A 17195-nucleotide genomic window follows, 5' to 3' on the forward strand; every position below is an offset into this window, starting at 1 on the left:
AGTCACGGTGCAGGTGGACGCCGCCCGGCGACGTCGACGGGGTATGTTCGCTCCCCATGCGGACTTTCGGACCCGACGTTCTCACCATCGCGGACGAACTCACCGAAGCGTACGTCGAGATCTTCACCGCCCCACCCTGGGACGACCGGGACCCCGAGGAGACTTCGGCCAGGTTCCGTGCGCGGTTGGCGACGGACGCGCACCGCCCCGGCTTCCATGCCGTCGTCTCCTTCGCGGACGGCGGCGGGATACGGGGGTTCGTCACGGGCTGGATCACCGAGGCCCCGTTCCGCACCGACCGTGCGTACGGCAGGGTGACCGAACTGCTCGGCGCGGAGCGTGTCGACGAGTTGCTGGTGGGCGCCTTCGAGATCGACGAGCTGGGGGTGCGGGCCCACGCCCGGGGCACCGGACTGGGGCGGCGGCTGCTGTCCACGCTCACCTCTGCCGCGCCGGGCGGCCGGGCGTGGCTGCTGACCTGGGACCAGGCGCACGAGACGGTGGCCTTCTACCGCCGGACGGGCTGGCGGGAACCGGCGCCGTTGCCGGGCGCGGAGTCGGACGTCGTGGTGTTCCTGTCCCCTTCCTCCAGCTCTCCCGATCAGACCGACCCCAACTGTTAATGGGATCCATTTTCATGTAGCGTCCTGTCTCGCTTGCCGACCGAGGAGGATCCCATGGCCGTTCCCAAACGGAAGATGTCCCGCAGCAACACCCGTCACCGCCGCGCCCAGTGGAAGGCGACCACCACCCAGCTGGTGCCGGTCACCGTCGACGGGGTCGCGCACATGGTGCCGCAGCGGCTGGTCAAGGCGTACGAGCGCGGACTGCTCCGGCCCTGAGCGGATGCCCCGCCCGGGCTCCTGACTCGGGCCTCAGTTGTTCCAGCTCTCGTCGTACGGGTCGCGCGGGGTCGGTACCGGCTTGGCCTCGGTGATGTCCAGGAACGGAATGATGCCGCTGTTCACCGGGTCCTTGGTCCGCCGGTCGGTGTAGGTGCCGGTGAGTTCGAGCCAGGTGTCCGGTTGGAGCACCGGGGGGATCCGGCCGGTCAGACCGACCTTGACCGGCTGGGCGTCCGCCGCACAGCAGTTGAGGGCCATCCGGACGAGGTACGGGGTGCCCTTGCCGTCGAGCGCGACGAACCCGGTGATCGTGATCCGCCGGTTGCCCAGCGAACGTCCGTGGTCGTAGGCCGCCCGGCCCGCGTAGTCGACCAGGCTGAGGCGTACGGGGTCACCGGAGGGCAGGGGCGCGTAGGCCAACGGCGCCTGGAGGGCCGTACCCGTGCGCAGGGCGCTGTAGGAGCCCAGGGCGGGCGGGGCCACCAGGATCAGCGCGAACAGGGGCAGGACCAGGAGCCAGGAGACGCGCGGTTCACGGTGGACGTGGACCTCCCCGTTGTCAACGTGGACCTCCTCGTCGTGGGCGTGAACTTCGTTGTCGGGGCCCGTCTTCGAGAGTTTCCGCTCGTACCAGACCGTCGCCAGCGCGGCCACGATCAGCACCGCGCCGGCGCCGATGACCATCGGCTGGAGCCCTGCCTTGACGTAGCGCAGGTAGAGGTCGGTGGAGCCGGCGTGCACCATCGCTCCGCCGACCAGGAACAGAACGACCGCCTGTGCCTGCCGGTTCACCTGAGGCCTCCGAGGATGCCCCGGCCTTCAGGACGGTGAGGAACCGGACTCCTGCGGAGCAGGGCAGGGAACGGGGTTTCGCCTCCATGGCGAAAGACTGCCCACGCGGGCGGGTAGACTAGTCGCCGTGCGTTACGAGAACCAAGCGCGCACGTCGTGCTGATCGAGAACCAAGACAGCACATGCACCTCCAAGCTTTGCGGTACAAACCGGGCTGGTTTCAACCCGACTGGTGTTGATCGTGGAAGACCTGTTGGGTCGCTGACCCGCAGGCGGCGTGAGCCAGGAATCCCCTGCTTCTGCTGGGGGAGGATTCAAAGGAGCACCGCCCCGACGAGAACCGCCGACGCCACCGCCATGACGAAGGTGGCCGGCGCGAAGCGGAGGGCGAACCCGCGGCCGAAGGTGGCCGTCTGCATGGCGAAGAGTTTCAGGTCGATCATCGGGCCGACCACGAGGAACGCCAGCCTGGCCGTGAGCGAGAACTGGGTCAGGGACGCGGCGACGAACGCGTCCGCCTCCGAGCAGATCGACAGCAGCACCGCGAGGACGGCGAGCGCGAGGACCGCCACCACCGGGTTGTCCGCCGCGAGGCTCAGCCAGCTCGCCGGCACCACGGCCTTCAGAGTGGCGGCGGCCATCGCGCCGACGACCAGGAAGCCGCCCGCGTGCATGACATCGTGCCGTACGGAGCTCCAGAACGCGGCGCCCTTGCCGAGGCCCTCGTCCGAGGGGTGGGCCGGCGGGCGCAGCCAGTCGGTGCGGCCGAGCCGCTGCCAGAGCCAGCCCATCGCGCACGCCACCAGCAGGCTCGCCACGAACCGGGCGACGACCATCTCCGGCTTGCCGGGGAACGCGATGGCGGTCGCGGTGAGCACGATCGGGTTGATCGCCGGGGCGGAGAGCAGGAACGCCAGCGCCGCGGCCGGGGCGACCCCCCGCCGCACCAGCGCGCCTGCCACCGGTACGGACGCGCACTCGCAGCCGGGGAGGATCGCCCCGGCCATCCCCGCGACCGGCACCGCGAGGGCGGGCCGGCTGGGCAGGGCGCGGACGAAGAAGGACGGCGGTACGAACACCGCGAGCATCGCCGACAGCAGCACGCCGAGGACGAGGAAGGGCAGGGCCTGGACGACGACGGCGACGAACACCGTCATCCAGCTCTGCATCACCGGCGCGGACACCGCCCGGCGGATCGGCCCCTGCAGGGCGACCACGAGGATCAGCAGCATGGTCAGGACGAGCGGCGAGCTGAACTGCCAGCCCTGCTGCTCGTCCGTCACATTGCCTTTCGCCTCGTCCGGCGGAGCCTCCGTGTCGCGGTGGCCGGCCCCGGGCGGGGCCGCTTTGGTGATGCTCACGGGCGAGGTACCTCCGGGCGTGGCTGTGCTGCGTGCGTGCGTTCCCTACCACTTCAGTACGCCTGGACGGGCGCGGTTGCTCATTTTGCGAGATCGGGTAACGAGCTAGGTTGGCGCGTATGCAGTCCTACACCATTGGTCAGGCCGCCCGTCTGCTGGGCGTGAGCCCCGACACCGCGAGGCGGTGGGCGGATGCGGGCCGCGTGAAGACCCACCGCGACGAGGGCGGGCGACGCCTGATCGACGGACGGGATCTGGCCGCCTTCTCCATCGAGTTGGCCAGCACGGGCGCGGGCACCGGCTCCGGCGAGGAGGAGCCGTCGTACACCTCCGCCCGTAACGCCTTCTCCGGCATCGTCACGGCCGTGAAACTCGGCGATGTCGCCGCGCAGGTCGAGATCCAGGCGGGCCCGCACCGGCTGGTGTCGCTGCTGACCCGGGAGGCCGTGGAGGAGTTGGGCCTCGAAGTCGGGGTGGAGGCCACGGCCCGGGTGAAGTCGACGAGCGTGCACATCGACCGGACCTGATTCGGGCCGGGCACTGGGCCGGAATTAATCGGTGGCCGTCTCCGCGAGGGTCTGGCTACGGTCTCGGCATGGTGGAGACCTCCGGCACGTGCACCGACCAGTTCGCCCCCGTACGCGAGGCGTTGACGGCCTCGCTCAACGACAAGGACGTGGGCGCGTCCGTGGCGGTGTTCCTCGACGGCGAGCCGGTGGTCGACCTGTGGGGCGGCCACACCGATGAGGCGCGTACCGCCGCGTGGGAGCGCGACACGCTCACCAACACGTGGTCCACGACGAAGACGATGACGGCGCTGTGCGCCCTGGTCCTCGCCGACCGGGGGGAACTCGACCTGGACGCGCCGGTCGCCCGCTACTGGCCCGAGTTCGCCGCGGGTGGCAAGGACGACGTCCGGGTGCGGCACCTGCTGGGTCACACGGCGGGGCTGCCCACCTGGGACGAGCCGATGACGGTCGAGGACCTCTACGACTGGCCGACCGCCACCGCCCGGCTCGCCGCCCAGACCCCGGCCTGGAAGCCCGGCGCCGAGGGCGGCTACCACGCCGTGACCTTCGGCCACCTCGTCGGCGAGGTGATCCGCCGGGTCACCGGCCGCACCCCGGGTGTCTTCTTCGCCGAGGAGATCGCAGGGCCGCTGGACGCCGACTTCCACATCGGGCTGCCCGCCGAGCACGACCATCGCGTCGCGCCTGTGATCGCTCCACCCGAGCGAGTGCTCGATCCGAACGCCGAGCTTCCGCGTGACCGCGCCGGCAACCCCGACATCCCGTCCTCGACGGCCAACACCGAGGCCTGGCGGCGCGCCGAGATCCCCGCCGGGAACGGCCACGGCAACGCCCGCTCGGTCGCCGCCGTCCAGTCGGTACTGTCCTGCGGCGGCACCGCACGAGGCGTACGGCTGCTGTCGGAGGCGGGCTGTGAACGCGCCCTGGAGGAGCAGTTCGCCGGGACGGACTCGGTGCTGGGCGTGCCCATGCGCTGGGGCATGGGGTACGGCCTGAACAGCGGCGGGCTCCTCAACCCCCGCACGTGTTTCTGGGGTGGCTGGGGCGGTTCGATGGTCCTGGTCGACATGGACGCGCGCCTGACGGTGGCGTACGTCATGAACCGCATGCTCGACGCGGGCGCCCTCGGCGACGACCGGGCCTTCCTGATCCTCGCGGCCGCCTACGAAGGGCTGTCCGGGTGAGAGACTCGGCCGCGTGGAACGCCCCCTCTCCTCCCCCGCACCCACTTTCGACGAACTCCTCGGCCGGGCCCGGGCGCTGGTCCGGGACGACCGGCGTGCCGTGCTCGGTGTCGCCGGGAGTCCCGGCGCGGGCAAGACGACGCTCGCCGAGCGGCTCGTCCGGGCGCTGAACGGCGACGGCGCGCCCTGGGTCGCCCATGTGCCGATGGACGGCTTCCATCTCGCCGACGTCGAGTTGGACCGGCTGGGCCTGCGGGACCGCAAGGGCGCGCCGGAGACCTTCGACGCGGCGGGGTACGCGGCGCTGCTGCGGCGGCTGCGTGAGGACCGTGCGGGGGCGGGCGCGGGGGAGATCGTCTACGCGCCTGGGTTCGAGCGGGTGCTGGAGCAGCCGATCGCGGGCGCGGTACCGGTGTTTCCGTCGGCGCGGCTTGTCGTCACCGAGGGCAACTACCTTCTTCTGAGCGACGGTTCGTGGGAGCGGGTGCGGGACCAGCTCGACGAGGTGTGGTTCTGCGCGCTGGACGAGGCCGAGCGGGTCCGCCGGCTCGTCGCCCGGCACGAGGAGTTCGGCAAGGACCACGACACGGCGCTCGCGTGGGTGCGGGGCACCGACCAGCGCAACGCCGACCTGGTCGCCGCGACCCGGGACCGGGCGGATCTGGTCGTGGAGAAGCTGACCTGAGCACCGCACAGGACATGCGTGGCCGAGCAGCGCGCGGGTGAGCTGCTCGGCCACGTAGTACGTCCGGTGCGGTCCCGCTCAGCCTTCCCGGCCGGCGAGCGTCAGCTCCGGTTCGCCGTGGGCGTCGCCCGCCACCTCGCCGATCACAGCCGTGAACGCCTCGGTGCGCACCTTCAGGCCTTCCGGCGTCGCCTCGAGGACCGGCGCGAACTCGGCGCCGCCGTCACCGTCGCCGTACCGTACGGCGAAGACGCTCAGCCCCTCCGGTGCGCCGGGGGCCGGGTCGGCCTCCAGTGCCGTGGAGCTGACCAGGTGGCGCCAGCCCTCGTCGGGGTTGCCGTAACCGCGCGGGTCGGCCGCGAGGGCGAAGGCCGCCTGCTCCTGGGTCGTCTGCGTGCGGGCGTCGAAGTGGTCCGCGCCCTTCGCCCGGGGGTGTGTCAGACGCAGGGGGCCCGCAGAGGTCACGGCGCCGACTTCCGCGGTCCTGCGGACCCGGTCGCCGTCGTCCGTGGCGTACGGCAGTCCTGCGAGCAGGTACGGGGTGCCGTCGAGGTGTTCGACGGCAACCGTGACCCACAGGGTCGTGCCGTCCGTGACGTACAGGGACCGGAGGTGGCGCAGGACGTGGTCGCGGCCGACGACCGGCTTGGTGACCAGCTTGGCCGCGAGGCCGTCGGTGCGGACGTCGCGGACGCGGACCTCGCCCATCGGGCGGCAGAGGAGGAAGCCGTCCGTCACCGGGCCGAAGCCGTGCTGGCGGTCGACCGCCGCCGGGAGGTAGTACGTGCCCGCCGCCTCGACCAGCGACGGGGTCATCTTGTCGTCGAAGGCCACCGAGACCGTGCCTGCGCGGAGTTGGTGACGCTGTGGTTCGGTCGAAGGCGTGCGGCGCCAGGGGGTGGTGTCCTGGATCTGCCAGACCAGCATCCACGCGAAGTGGCCGTCGATGCCGCCGTCCTGCTTGACCGCGTGGCGGGCCCAGCGGCTGTCGCCCCGGTAGCGGCCGAGGTCGGCGCCGATGCGGTGGCCGAAGTAGCGCAGGCCGAGGACCGATTCGAAGGCGGAGTGCTGTTCGCTGTAGCGGGGGCCGCCGTTGTCGTAGCCGCCGTTCGTCAGACGGGCGTCGAGATAGCGGGCCAGCGCCTCGCCGTCCTCGGCGAAGATCTCCTCGCCGCTGACCCGGTGGGCCTGGGCCAGGAAGGAGAGGGAGATCGGGCCGTAGTTGTTGTCGTAGGCGCCGCCGTGCTCGGGCGGCAGCGCCGCGCCCCGGTCGCTCACCCGGTGGGCGCGGATCTTGTCGACGTACAACGAGATCGCGCGCGAGCGCACCGACTCGCCGTCTTCCGGGCGGAGATGGGACGCCAGCATCAGGCCGCCGACGATGCAGCCGATGGCCTGGTTGCCGGCCTCCTGCGGGTTGAAGAAGGTCGCCTCGGTCAGCCAGCGCCAGTAGCCGTGCGCCAACTCGACCAGTTCCGCGCGCTGTTCGTCGGCGACGAGTCCCTCCGCCGCGTCCAGGACGTTCACCGCCTGGAGCAGCGCCCACACCGTGCTCGGCCAGTCGCCGATCGGGTGGGCGCCGGACTCCAGTACGTAACGGGCGTACGGGAGACCGGAGTTGCGGACTCTCAGGTTCGGGTAGCCGGGGTTGTCCTCGGTGTAGACCCGCTGCCGGAGGTGGAAGGCGAGACTGCGGGCCACCGCCTCGGGCAGGCGCGGGTCCTTGCCGCGCTGCCAGGCGAGGGCCAGGAGCGAGGTGATCCCGAGAGACGTGTCGCCGATGTCGTCGGTGGCGGCGGGGTGTTCGAGGTTGCCGTCGCGGGTGAGGCGAGTGAGCGCCTCACCCACGACGGCGGTCAGGAGGGCGTCGTACGCCTCGGGGCTGTCGGGCAGGTCGTGCAGGGGTCCGCGCTGGTGCGTGAGGTGCACGGGAGGGGACGTGAGGTGCACGGGATCAGCCCTTCATGCCTGGGGTGGCCATGGTGTGGTTCGTCGGAGTCATCGTCATCGGAGTCACACGACAGGTGCGGGCCGGCGGGCTCGCAGCGCGACAGTCAGTGTGTTCGGGCCGTGTCCACCGAGGTACACGCGGTTCCCGGTCGTCGCGTCGGTGCCGCCCACCACGGTGTGGTCCTGGCCCGGGTCGTAGCGCAGTACGTCGCTCCGGTCCGGTCCGGCGAGCGGTTCGCCCGTCTCGACGGCGGCCTCGACCCGGATCTCGTCGCCACCGGCCCGATAGGTCAACGGCCCGTCCGTCAGGCACCAGCGTCCGTCGCCGATCGGTACGGCGCCCTGCGGCTCGCCGCCCGGCCGGAAGGTCAGTTCGAGGGCCCAGGGCACCGGTGGGCCGCTGATGTCGATCCGCAGGTCGGCCCCGTCCTCCCGCAGGTCGACCTCGACTCGGGTCGTGTGGGAGACCTCGTCCTGAGGGCGGTCGGGGAAGGCCATCGCCGCGGAGAAGCGGCCCTCGTCCACCAGGCGGTAGGCGCCGTCGTCGCGCCTTCGGTCCTTCGGGAGCGGCTGGTAGTAGGCGGTCGTGAGGGTTTGGGTGAGCCGGTATCGGTTGTCGGCGAGCTGTTCCATGTCGGCGGCGCGGAACGGGCCCAGGTCGAAGAACACCCGCGAGAGGCGGACCGCGTCGAGGACGGCGGCACCGGCGAACATGCGCAGGAAGGTGGGGTTGCAGGCGAGGCCCGAGCGGATGCGCCGGTGCTCGGGCACGTCGGAGCCGCCGTACACCACCGTGTGCGCGGTGGCCGAGGCGTGTGCGGCGAGGCGTGCGGTGGGGAGGTACCGGTCGCGCGGGAGCTTCTCCGCGTCCGGGGCCGGCAGGGCGCGGCACAGGTCCGGGGTGAGGAGGGTCTCGGCGAGCAGGTCGGGGTCGTCGATGCCGTCGGCGGCCGCCAGCCGCGCCACCCGGGCGAAGTCGCCCCGGCCGGTGCGGATCGCGAGCAGCCGGTAGTGCGGCAGGTAGGGCCACAGCGGGAACGAAAGCTTCTGGTCCTGGCGGCGCGAGTGGACGGTCTCCACCGTGCCGTCCGGCCTGATCAGGTCCAGGGTCGTGGCGAGGTTGCGTTCGACGGCGTCCAGCAGGTCGGTACGCCCGAGCACCTCGGCCAGCAACAGCAGCGACGGGTTGGTCACGAGGGACGCGTAGACGGCACTGCGTTCCGAGTACAGGCCCTCCGCGTCGATGTCGACGCCCTCGGAGAGCCACTCCTCGGCACGGTCGAGCAGCCGGTCGTCAGGGAACGACCGGTGCAGCCGGGCCAGCGCCGCGCACAGCTCCCAGCGGTGGTTCGGGGTGTGCACCCCACCCGTCAGGAGACTGCCGGAGGCGGCGCCGGCGATCTCGGCGAGCGCGGCCGTGACGTCGCGCAGTTCCGGCCCCGCGCCGGCGGCGAGGACGTGCGCGTCGCACACGTCGTTGACGGTGAACGCGGAGTCCGGCGGTGACTGCACGTTGTCGCCGCCGGCGAAGAGGCCGGTGGTGGTCTGCGCGGCCCGCAGGGCGCCGAGGTGGGTCATCGCGGCGGCGACGGCCTGCCCGCTGCCGTGCAGTGCCGAGTCCGGGGAACGGTATGCCGCGACCAGAGTCCTCACCCGGCGTGCCAGAGCGCGGTGGGCCACACCGGCGGGTTCCTCGTCGGGGCAGGCCGCCAGCGGGGCGGCCTGCCGGTCGGCGGCGCGGGCCGCCGCGCGGACGAACTCGTGGTCGAGCGCGGTGGGCACGGTCAGGTCAGTCCTTCAGTCCGGCGTTGATGTCGGCGCCCATGACATAGCGCTGGAAGACCAGGAAGACGAGGATCAGCGGGATCATGGAGATGACCGATGCGCCGAGCAGTACCGACCAGTTGATGTTCTGCGCGCCGACGATGCTCTGGATGCCGATCTGCACGGTGAACTTGTCGGGGTCGTTGAGCATCAGCAGCGGCCAGATGTAGTCGTTCCACCGCCACTGGAAGGACAGAATGGCGAGGGTCAGCATGATGGGCCGGGAGATCGGCACCATGATCCGCAGGAAGATCGACAGCTCACGCGCGCCGTCGATGCGTGCGGCTTCCACGAGTTCGTCGGGAACCGTCAGGAAGAACTGGCGGAACATGAAGCATCCGGTCGCGGTGAGCACCGCCGGGAGGATGATGCCGGCGAAGGAGTTGTAGAGGCCGAGGTTGCGGACCACCAGGAACTCCGGGGCGAGCATGACCTCGCCCGGCAGCATCGTGGTGGCCAGGATGCAGATGAAGAACGCCTTGAGCCATCTGTTGTCGTACTTGGCCAGCGCGTACCCCGTGCAGCAGCTGACACCCACCGTGAGGATCGTCGTGACCACGCACACGAGGGCCGTGTTGATGAAGTACTGGGAGAAGTTGGCACTGTCCCACGCCGCCTTGAAACCCGACAGGGTGGGGTTGTGCGGAACCAGCGTCAGCGGATAGGAGAACAGGTCGCCGGCCGGCTTGAAGGAGCTGAGGATGAACCACAGCACCGGCACCCCGTACAGGCACGCCATGATCCACAGCAGTGTCGTTGCGGGCACCGCCCGCCGGAGCCCGCCGCTACCCGCCTTGTAGGGCCGCTTCTTGGAGACGGACCGTTTGGGATCGGAGTCGACCGGGCGTGGCATGTCTGTGGTTGTCATCGGTTCTCCACCCGCCGGTTGACGATCAGCTGGATGATCGCGACGGCCATCAGGATGAGCATGAGCACGAACGACGCGGCGCTCGCGTAGCCGATCTGGCCCCGTTTGAAGCCGGTCTCATAGATGTACTGGACGAGCAGGTTGTTCGATGTGCCGGGTCCGCCGTTGTTGAGGGCGACGAACACCGGGTATTCCTTCATCGCGTTGATCGTGTTGAGCAGGATGACGATGAACGAGGTGGGCGCGATGCTCGGCAGCGTGATGCTGATGAACTGGCGCCATGGGCCGGCGCCGTCGAGCGAGGCCGCCTCGTAGTACGACACCGGTACGTTCTTGATCGCCGCGATGAACAGCAGCATCGAGAAACCCGTCCAGGCCCAGGATGCCGCCATCACCACCACTATCAACGACAGGTCCGCGTTCGACTGCCACGGAACGGCACTTCCGCCGAACTTCTCGATGACGTAGTTGACCAGTCCGAAGTTCTCACCGAACAGCCACCGCCACAGGACACCCACGACGATGGGCGACAGAAGCCACGGGATGAAGAAGACGACGCGGGCTACCGACGCGCCCTTGGCGTGCTTGTTCACCACCAGGTTGGCGGCGAGCAGCGAGAGCCCGAAGTTCAGCGGTACGAAGAGCACGGCGTACAGCAGCGTCCGGCTCAGCGCGTCGTAGAAGGTGGAGTCCCCGAACAGGTTGTGGTAGTTGTCCAGTCCGATGTACTGGAACGCCCCCACACCCGTGTAGTTCGTGAAGGAGTAGACGAGCCCGATCACCGCCGGCCAGACGAAGAACAGCGAGAAGAGCACGACATTGGCCGCGATGAGGACGAGCGGCGCAAGGGTGTACTTACTGCGTCTCCTGCTCCTGGGCGGGCTCGCGGACACGGCCGAGGCGCGTTTTGTCATCTTCCTGACTCCGTGCTGGTGGAATGGATTCCGGTGGGCTCACGCCATGAGCCCGGCGTTGCGCGGGCGCCCGGGCCGGGCGGCGGTGTCTCGACCCCGCCGCCCGGCCCACTGGCCTGCGATCAGCCGCCGACCTGCTGGTTGTAGCCGGCCACGATGTTCTCCAGGGCCTTGTCGGCCGACTGCTGGCCGTTGATCGCCTTGCCGAGTTCCGTCTTGGTCGGGTCCTCGGTGAGGGTCTTGCCCTTCAGCACCCAGTTCGTCTGCGCGCCACTGAAGTAGCCGGAGATCGGGGCGTAGAGCGGGATCGACTCGTTGTACAGCTTGTACGCCGCCTGCGCCGCCTCGGACTTGAAGGGGTACTTCGGGTTCAGACCGCTCTCGACCGGCAGGAACCCGGACGCCTCGCACAGCGCCTGGTAGTGGGCCGGCTCGTACAGCCAGGACAGGAACTTCGTCGCGGCGGCGGACGCGTCGGCGTTGTTGTTGAAGCCCACCGTCAGGCCACCACTGTTGACGTCACTGGCCTGCACCGGCTGCGCGGGGGTCGGGACGCTCGCCCACTCGAACTTCTTGATGCTCTCCGCGAAGGCGGGCACCTGCCACACGCCGGACCAGTAGGCGACCACGTCACCGCTCTGGAACATGGCCGACGGGTCGGCGCCGCTGGTCCACACCGACTTCGGCATGGTCTTGTCGTCGTTCCATCCGACGAAGGTGTTGACGGCCTTCTTGGTCGCCGCGTCCACCGAGAACTTGCCGGAGTCGTCCGCGTGGACGTACTGCCCGCCCATCTCGTACACCATGGCGCGGAGCCGGGACGGCGACTGGTCGAACGTCAGGGAGTACTTGGCCTTGGTCTTCTCCCGGACCTCGTTCGCCGCCTTGATGAAGTCGTCCCAGGTCCAGGTCTTCTGGGGCGAGGTCGGGAAGGAGACGCCGGCCTTCTCGAACAGCGACTTGTTGATGAACATGCCGGACGCGGTGACGTCCGAGGGGATGGACAGCACCTTCCCGGACGAGTCCTTCGCCAGGAAGTTGGCGTTGATCTTGTTGGTCGCGTTGTTGGCGATGGACTTGAGGTCGATCAGCTTGCTCGACCAGATCGGGTCCAGCGCCGGCACGGCCGCCACGTCGGGCAGGGAGTTCGCCTGCGCGGCGTTGTGCAGCTTCGTCGTGTAGCCGTCGTAGGGAATGTTGACGAGCTTGACGTCGACGCCGGCTTCCTTCTTGTACTGCGCCACCATCTTCTTCCAGCCCGCGTCCTGCCCCGGAACCGTGGAGATCCAGAACGTCAGCGACTTGGAGGTCCCGCCCGAGTCGGATCCCCCTCCGCAGGCGGAGAGCAGCAGGGCACCTGCCGTGGCAACGGCAGCGAGGGGAGCCAGGCGGCGCATACCGCCGCGGCCGAGTCGGCGGGAGCGCCGCACACCCACAGTGGTCATCTTCGATCCCTTTTTTTCGTCGTAGGGGACAGAGCACGGCGCCGACCGAGGCGGCACGGGTGCAGTTTGCAGGAGAAGTTGCTTTCCGGGGCGCGGCCTCGCCCGGCCGCGTCGTCCACGCGGGGCGGGATCCCCGGCCGTCCTGGCCGTCACCGCACGGGCACGCCCTCGTGCGGTTGCCGTACGTCGAGTACGGGCGGGAGGCTCGCCCCAAGCCGGCGTCCCGGCCGACTTAGAAAGCGCTTGTCCGGACATTGGCAGACCGAGTCCGAACCCGTCAATCCTTCGTCCGCGCCGCCTCGGTCACGGTTTGGACTCCTCTGGCGACCGCGAGCCTCGCCGCGCCCACCACGGTGCCGAGATCACCGACCTGGCTGCTGACCACTTCGGTGGGCCAGCTCAGCCGCTCCAGCTCGGCCCGCACACCGGGCAGGAGCTGCGGAAACGCGCCGGTGCTGCCGCCCAGAACGAGCAGCCCGGGGTCCAGTACGGCGGTCACCGCGGCGGCCAGCCGGCCCACGTCCACCGCGTGCCGGTCGATGATCGCGCGGGCCGTGGCGCCGCCCTGTCCGGCCAGCGAAAACAGCTGCTCGGCGGTACGGGGGCACGAGCCGTCGGATTCCGGCCAGGCCTGGGCGGCCCGGCTCAGCAGGGAGTGGGCGCCGATGTACTCCTCCAGGGCCTCGCGGCGGGGCTGCAGGTCGTCGTCCCAGGGGTAGGGCAGCCGGGCGAGCTCTCCGGCCGCCCTGTTCGCCCCGGCCAGCACGTGGCCCCCCACGACGATGCCGAGACCGATACCGACACCGATCCGCAGATAGCCGAAGGTGTGCCGGCCGCGCGCCGCGCCCTCGTGCAGCTCGGCGAGCGCGGCGCAGTTGACGTTGTTCTCCAGGTGGACGGGCACGCCGGGCGGCAGCGCCACGGCCACCGCGTCGAAGACGGGTCCAGCCTTGGCGGTCGCCGGGCGCACGGTGCCCTCCTCGGCGCGCGCGGTGACGTCACCGACGGCCACCACGATGGTGCGCAGCGGAGCGTCGGCGGGGAGCGCGGACAGCGCTTCGCGCACCACGACGGCGGCCTCCTCGCGGGAGCCGGTGGCCTCGGCGAGCAGGGTGCCGTCCAGGGCGCAGCCGCGCACCCGGGTCAGGGCGGGGCCGAGGTCGACGGCGAGTACGGAGCCGGCCGCGGGACCGAGTCCGTACACGGCGGCGGAACGGCCCGTACCGCCGGAGGCGATGCCCGAGTGGGCGGCGAGCCCGGCGTTCTCCAGCTCCGCCACGGCGGCGGACACGGTCGGCTTCGACAGGCCCGCCAGACTCGCGAGCTGCGGCCGGGTGGCCGTGCCCGCCCCGGCCAGCACGGCGAACACCGCGCTCGCGCTCTCGGTCAGGCGGAGGGCCTTCGCCACGTCGTGTTCCACAGTCTCCCCAAGGTCGAGGGCCGCGCTCCCCCGGTAGCTCGATGTCGTGGGATGCGGCGATGGGATGCCCTGGTATCGCGGTTTCCCGCCGCGTTCCGGCCCGGTCGGGCCACCTCCGCGGTCGGGTGCGCGATACCTCTTGACACGCACTGTACTTCGTTAGTTAACTTCCTAACGAATGTCACGGTACTCGCCTGCCGTGTCCGCGCAGAGGCCCGTCCCGGGGCTTCCCTAGCTCTTCTGTACATCAGGTTTTCCCTGCTCCAGACACGGTTCGCCCACCGTCGCAGCCCCAGCGCAACGACGAAAGAGAAGCCGTGCAGGACTCCACGCCCATCGCCGTCGGTATCGACGTGGGCGGCACCAAGACCCATCTCCGCGCCCTCGCGGGGAGCGCCACCGTCGTGGACGAGGTTCGTTCGAGCAGCGGCTGGCGGCCGCACCATCCCGTGGCCGCCGCCGACTGGCTGTGCGCCCTGGTCGACGAGGCGCTGCCCACGGGCGCCCGTCCCGCCTCGGTGGCCGTGGGCGGTCACGCCTGTGAGACGCCCCGGCAGTGCGCGAAGATCCGCTCCGTACTCGAAGAACGTCTCGGTGTGCCGTGCCTGGTGGTCGGCGACGCCGAACTGCTGGTCCCGGCGGCGGGGCTGGACAAGGGTGTCGGGCTGGTCGCCGGCACCGGCTCGGTCGCCGTGGGACGGCGTCCCGACGGCGACCTCGTGCAGGTAGGCGGCTGGGGCGCGGTGCTCGGCGACGAAGGAGGGGCCGCGGGTCTCGTGCGCGAGGCGGCGCGGGCCGTCTGGGCCGCCCATGACCGGGGCGAGGGGCCCGACGCGCTTGCCGAGGGGCTCATATCCGCGTTCGGGGTGAGTGAGGTACCCGCGCTGGGCGCTGCCTTGGAGAGCGCCACGGATGTCTCGGCCGAGTGGGGGCGGCACGCTCCCGTGGTGTTCGAGGCCGCCGCGAGCGGTTCCCTGATCGCCGGCGAGGTGATCGCCGAGGGGGGCCGGGAGCTGGCGTCGCTCGTGGTGCGGCTCGCCGCACGCGGGGTCCCCGTCGACGACGTGGTGGTCTCGGGCGGTACAGTGCTCGCCCAACCTGCCCTGCACGACGCTCTGTTGGCGTCACTTGCCATACTCGTCCCCGGTTCCCGGCTGCGGCCGCTGCGGGTACCGCCGGTGGAGGGTGCCGTGGCACTGGCCCGTTCACTGGTATGACATGTCCCGGTCGCTGAGCAGACCCCGGCCGGACATCGCCCGACCGTAGATCTTCACCCGTACGACTCGCCCTCACCACAGGCCGCATGGGGCCGGCGCTTCTCATGTGCTCATCGAGCTCCTGTCGTTCGCTCCACCTTCCCTCCTGGCCGCACGGCCGAAGAACTGAAGAGAGGCACGCGCATGCCGTCTACAGACGGGCTCAACTCCACCGCGTCGTCGGGCCGGCACGCCCTGAACCGGCGGAAGCTCCTCAAGACCTCACTGGCCGCGTCGGCCGGTCTGGTCGCGGGCCCGACCGTGATCACCTGGGCGAGCGTCGGCCAGGCGAGCGCCGCGACGGCCTCCTCGGCGGCCGGCGCGACGACCGCCGCCGCGTTCGTCGACGACTACACGACCAACATCGTCGCGAACCAGACGCCCGAGACCAACGCGGTGATCCGGGCTCTCGGCGGTTTCGCCAAGGTGTGGAAGACCGGCGACGCCTGGAACACCGGCATCCCGCTGATGCCCGAGGTGCTGCGCGCCAACGTGCGCTACTGCGCCCGCATCACCCACGCGCGCACCGAGGCGCAGGCGAAGGAGGCGTTCGTCTACGACCGCCAGCACCAGAGCTACGCGATGATCGGCGCGCTGGGCCCGCTGGCCGACCTGTACAAGGCGGGTGCCAAGGCGGTCACGTCGATCACGACGGCGCCGGACACGACGCCCGCGACGACGATCAGCGACTCCGTTCCGGCGGGCGCGCCGGCCGGCTCCGCCCTCGGTGCGGGCTCGTACACCTCGGACCTCGGTCAGGTGGCGAAGCTGGTCGACACCGTGCGCGGGCCGTTCGCCTCCGGCAACCCCGCCAAGTTCGCCTTCCAGTACCCGCGCCCGTGGCGCCTGAACGCGAACAGCGAGGTCGTCCCGACGGGTGCGACCGACGCCCTCGGCTTCCCGGTGTACGAGTCCGACGTGGTCGTCGTCACCCAGCTGCTGCGCCAGCGCGGCACCAACGCGGCCGAGGACGGCGGCTTCCCCAGCGGCCACACCAACGCCTTCCACCTGGCGGCGCTGGCGTTCGCGTACGCGGTTCCGGAGCGCTTCCAGGAGATCGTGACGCGCGCCTTCGAGCTGAGCCACACCCGGATCATGTCGGGCATGCACTCCCCCACGGACGTCCTCGGTGGGCGGGTCATGGCCACCGCCCTGGCCGCCGCCGCCCTCGCCGATCCGGCCAACGCCGGTCTCAAGGCCGCGGCGCGCGCCCAGGCTCTCGCCTACTTCGAGGCGCAGACGGGCACGACGGCGGACACCCTGTACGCCTACGCGCACCCGGGCGCCGGCGACGCGTACGCCGACCGGGACGCGAACCTGCGTACGGTCACGCCGAAGCTGACGTACATCCTCAACCGCAAGGGCCGCGACCAGGCGCTGACCGTGCCGAAGGGCGCGGAGGTGCTGCTGGAGACGCGTCAGCCGTACCTCGACGCGGCGCAGCGGCGCGCGGTGCTGCGCACGACCGCGCTGCCCGCCGGGTACGTCCTGCTCGACGGCTTCGAGCAGTGGGGGCGGCTCAACCTGTTCGCCGCGGCGGACGGTTACGGCTCCTTCGAGTCCGACGTGACCGTCGGGCTCGACGCGGCGGCCGGCGGCTTCGGTGCGGCCGACAGCTGGCGCAACGACATCGACGGCCGGGGCGGACTGACCAAGACCGGCACCGGCACGCTCACGCTGACCGGGCACAACAGCTACACGGGCGGGACGGTCCTCAAGGAGGGCGCGCTGGTCTCGGCCTCAGCCCACGCGCTGGGCCACGGCGACGTCCGGGTGCTGGGCGGGACGCTGCGGGTGACCGAGCCGGTCCAGCTGCACGGCACGTACGCCCAGCAGTCGGGAACGCTGGCCGTCGCACTGCGCGCGGGCCGTCGCAAGGAGGCCGTGAGGGTGACACGGCGGGTGGTCCTGGAGAAGGGCAGCGTCCTGTCGCTGAACCTCGACGCCGAGAACCCGCCCGCCGTGGGCAGCGTCGTCCCCGTCATCGACGCTCCGTCGCTGTGCGGCCAGTTCGCCCGTATCGAGGTGAACTCGGACAAGGTCCGCGCCGTACCCGTCTACACGGCGGAAGGACTGTCGGTACGACTCCTGAAGCGGTAATGCACGCTGCGGGGCGGGAGC

At 70.8% G+C, this 17195-nt stretch carries 15 protein-coding genes; 7 read left to right on the forward strand and 8 right to left on the reverse strand.

The features are described from left to right. The first annotated feature begins 56 nt into the window (after positions 1-56). Both OG734_RS02815 and rpmF read left to right on the forward strand, forming a co-directional pair. Positions 57-623, forward strand: a complete 567-nt coding sequence (locus OG734_RS02815; protein WP_330285865.1) for a GNAT family N-acetyltransferase — start codon at positions 57-59, stop codon at positions 621-623. A 54-nt stretch (positions 624-677) separates the two neighbouring features. After that, a complete protein-coding gene (gene rpmF / locus OG734_RS02820; protein ID WP_319090754.1) occupies positions 678-842 on the forward strand; it encodes a 50S ribosomal protein L32 in 165 nt (54 codons plus the stop codon). 33 nt (positions 843-875) lie between these two features. Here the strand turns inward: rpmF and OG734_RS02825 are convergent, their stop codons facing one another. Both OG734_RS02825 and OG734_RS02830 read right to left on the reverse strand, forming a co-directional pair. Next, on the reverse strand, positions 876-1637 hold the full coding sequence (locus OG734_RS02825) for a TIGR03943 family putative permease subunit (RefSeq protein WP_330285866.1): 762 nt from the start codon (positions 1635-1637) through the stop codon (positions 876-878). Between the two features lie 314 nt (positions 1638-1951). Continuing rightward, on the reverse strand, positions 1952-2998 hold the full coding sequence (locus OG734_RS02830; protein ID WP_330285867.1) for a permease: 1047 nt from the start codon (positions 2996-2998) through the stop codon (positions 1952-1954). 119 nt (positions 2999-3117) lie between these two features. Between OG734_RS02830 and OG734_RS02835 the strand changes: the two genes are divergently transcribed. From OG734_RS02835 to OG734_RS02845, 3 genes are all read left to right on the forward strand, one after another. Beyond that, complete coding sequence (locus OG734_RS02835; protein ID WP_330285868.1) at positions 3118-3525, forward strand: TOBE domain-containing protein; 408 nt, start codon at positions 3118-3120, stop codon at positions 3523-3525. A 68-nt stretch (positions 3526-3593) separates the two neighbouring features. Further along, positions 3594-4712: a serine hydrolase domain-containing protein gene (locus tag OG734_RS02840; RefSeq protein WP_330285869.1), complete on the forward strand. Its 1119-nt coding sequence runs from the start codon at positions 3594-3596 to the stop codon at positions 4710-4712. A gap of 13 nt (positions 4713-4725) precedes the next feature. Beyond that, positions 4726-5397 carry a nucleoside/nucleotide kinase family protein gene (locus OG734_RS02845; protein ID WP_330285870.1) on the forward strand — a complete coding sequence of 224 codons (672 nt, stop codon included), beginning with the start codon at positions 4726-4728 and terminating at the stop codon, positions 5395-5397. A gap of 78 nt (positions 5398-5475) precedes the next feature. On the opposite strand, the gene OG734_RS02850 is transcribed toward OG734_RS02845, so the two are convergent. The 6 genes from OG734_RS02850 to OG734_RS02875 all read right to left on the reverse strand — a co-directional run bounded on the left by OG734_RS02850 (position 5476) and on the right by OG734_RS02875 (position 13806). Then, positions 5476-7326 (reverse strand): hypothetical protein, encoded by a 1851-nt coding sequence (locus OG734_RS02850; protein ID WP_330293541.1) that lies wholly within the window; start codon positions 7324-7326, stop codon positions 5476-5478. Positions 7327-7410: 84 nt separating this feature from the next. After that, positions 7411-9129: a hypothetical protein gene (locus tag OG734_RS02855; RefSeq protein WP_330285871.1), complete on the reverse strand. Its 1719-nt coding sequence runs from the start codon at positions 9127-9129 to the stop codon at positions 7411-7413. A 7-nt stretch (positions 9130-9136) separates the two neighbouring features. Next, on the reverse strand, positions 9137-10039 hold the full coding sequence (locus tag OG734_RS02860; protein ID WP_330285872.1) for a carbohydrate ABC transporter permease: 903 nt from the start codon (positions 10037-10039) through the stop codon (positions 9137-9139). Then, positions 10036-10953: a carbohydrate ABC transporter permease gene (locus OG734_RS02865; RefSeq protein ID WP_330285873.1), complete on the reverse strand. Its 918-nt coding sequence runs from the start codon at positions 10951-10953 to the stop codon at positions 10036-10038. The genes OG734_RS02860 and OG734_RS02865 overlap by 4 nt, the downstream gene beginning before the upstream one ends. A 122-nt stretch (positions 10954-11075) precedes the next feature. After that, entirely contained in the window at positions 11076-12398 is a 1323-nt protein-coding gene (locus OG734_RS02870; protein WP_330285874.1) for an extracellular solute-binding protein, read from the reverse strand. A gap of 277 nt (positions 12399-12675) precedes the next feature. After that, complete coding sequence (locus tag OG734_RS02875) at positions 12676-13806, reverse strand: ROK family transcriptional regulator (protein WP_330285875.1); 1131 nt, start codon at positions 13804-13806, stop codon at positions 12676-12678. Positions 13807-14135: 329 nt separating this feature from the next. Between OG734_RS02875 and OG734_RS02880 the strand changes: the two genes are divergently transcribed. Both OG734_RS02880 and OG734_RS02885 read left to right on the forward strand, forming a co-directional pair. After that, positions 14136-15035: an N-acetylglucosamine kinase gene (locus OG734_RS02880; protein ID WP_330285876.1), complete on the forward strand. Its 900-nt coding sequence runs from the start codon at positions 14136-14138 to the stop codon at positions 15033-15035. A gap of 183 nt (positions 15036-15218) precedes the next feature. Then, a complete protein-coding gene (locus OG734_RS02885; protein WP_330285877.1) occupies positions 15219-17174 on the forward strand; it encodes a phosphatase PAP2 family protein in 1956 nt (651 codons plus the stop codon). Positions 17175-17195: the final 21 nt, after the last annotated feature.

Source organism: Streptomyces sp. NBC_00576, assembly GCF_036345175.1.
Taxonomy (GTDB): domain Bacteria; phylum Actinomycetota; class Actinomycetes; order Streptomycetales; family Streptomycetaceae; genus Streptomyces.

Bases quoted from the DNA above. Each gene is read 5' to 3' on its own strand.
- OG734_RS02815 (WP_330285865.1), top strand. From the start codon at position 57: ATGCGGACTTTCGGACCCGACGTTCTCACCATCGCGGACGAACTCACC.
- rpmF (WP_319090754.1), top strand. From the start codon at position 678: ATGGCCGTTCCCAAACGGAAGATGTCCCGCAGCAACACCCGTCACCGC.
- OG734_RS02835 (WP_330285868.1), top strand. From the start codon at position 3,118: ATGCAGTCCTACACCATTGGTCAGGCCGCCCGTCTGCTGGGCGTGAGC.
- OG734_RS02840 (WP_330285869.1), top strand. From the start codon at position 3,594: ATGGTGGAGACCTCCGGCACGTGCACCGACCAGTTCGCCCCCGTACGC.
- OG734_RS02860 (WP_330285872.1), bottom strand. From the start codon at position 10,039: ATGACAACCACAGACATGCCACGCCCGGTCGACTCCGATCCCAAACGG.
- OG734_RS02865 (WP_330285873.1), bottom strand. From the start codon at position 10,953: ATGACAAAACGCGCCTCGGCCGTGTCCGCGAGCCCGCCCAGGAGCAGG.
- OG734_RS02870 (WP_330285874.1), bottom strand. From the start codon at position 12,398: ATGACCACTGTGGGTGTGCGGCGCTCCCGCCGACTCGGCCGCGGCGGT.
- OG734_RS02885 (WP_330285877.1), top strand. From the start codon at position 15,219: ATGCCGTCTACAGACGGGCTCAACTCCACCGCGTCGTCGGGCCGGCAC.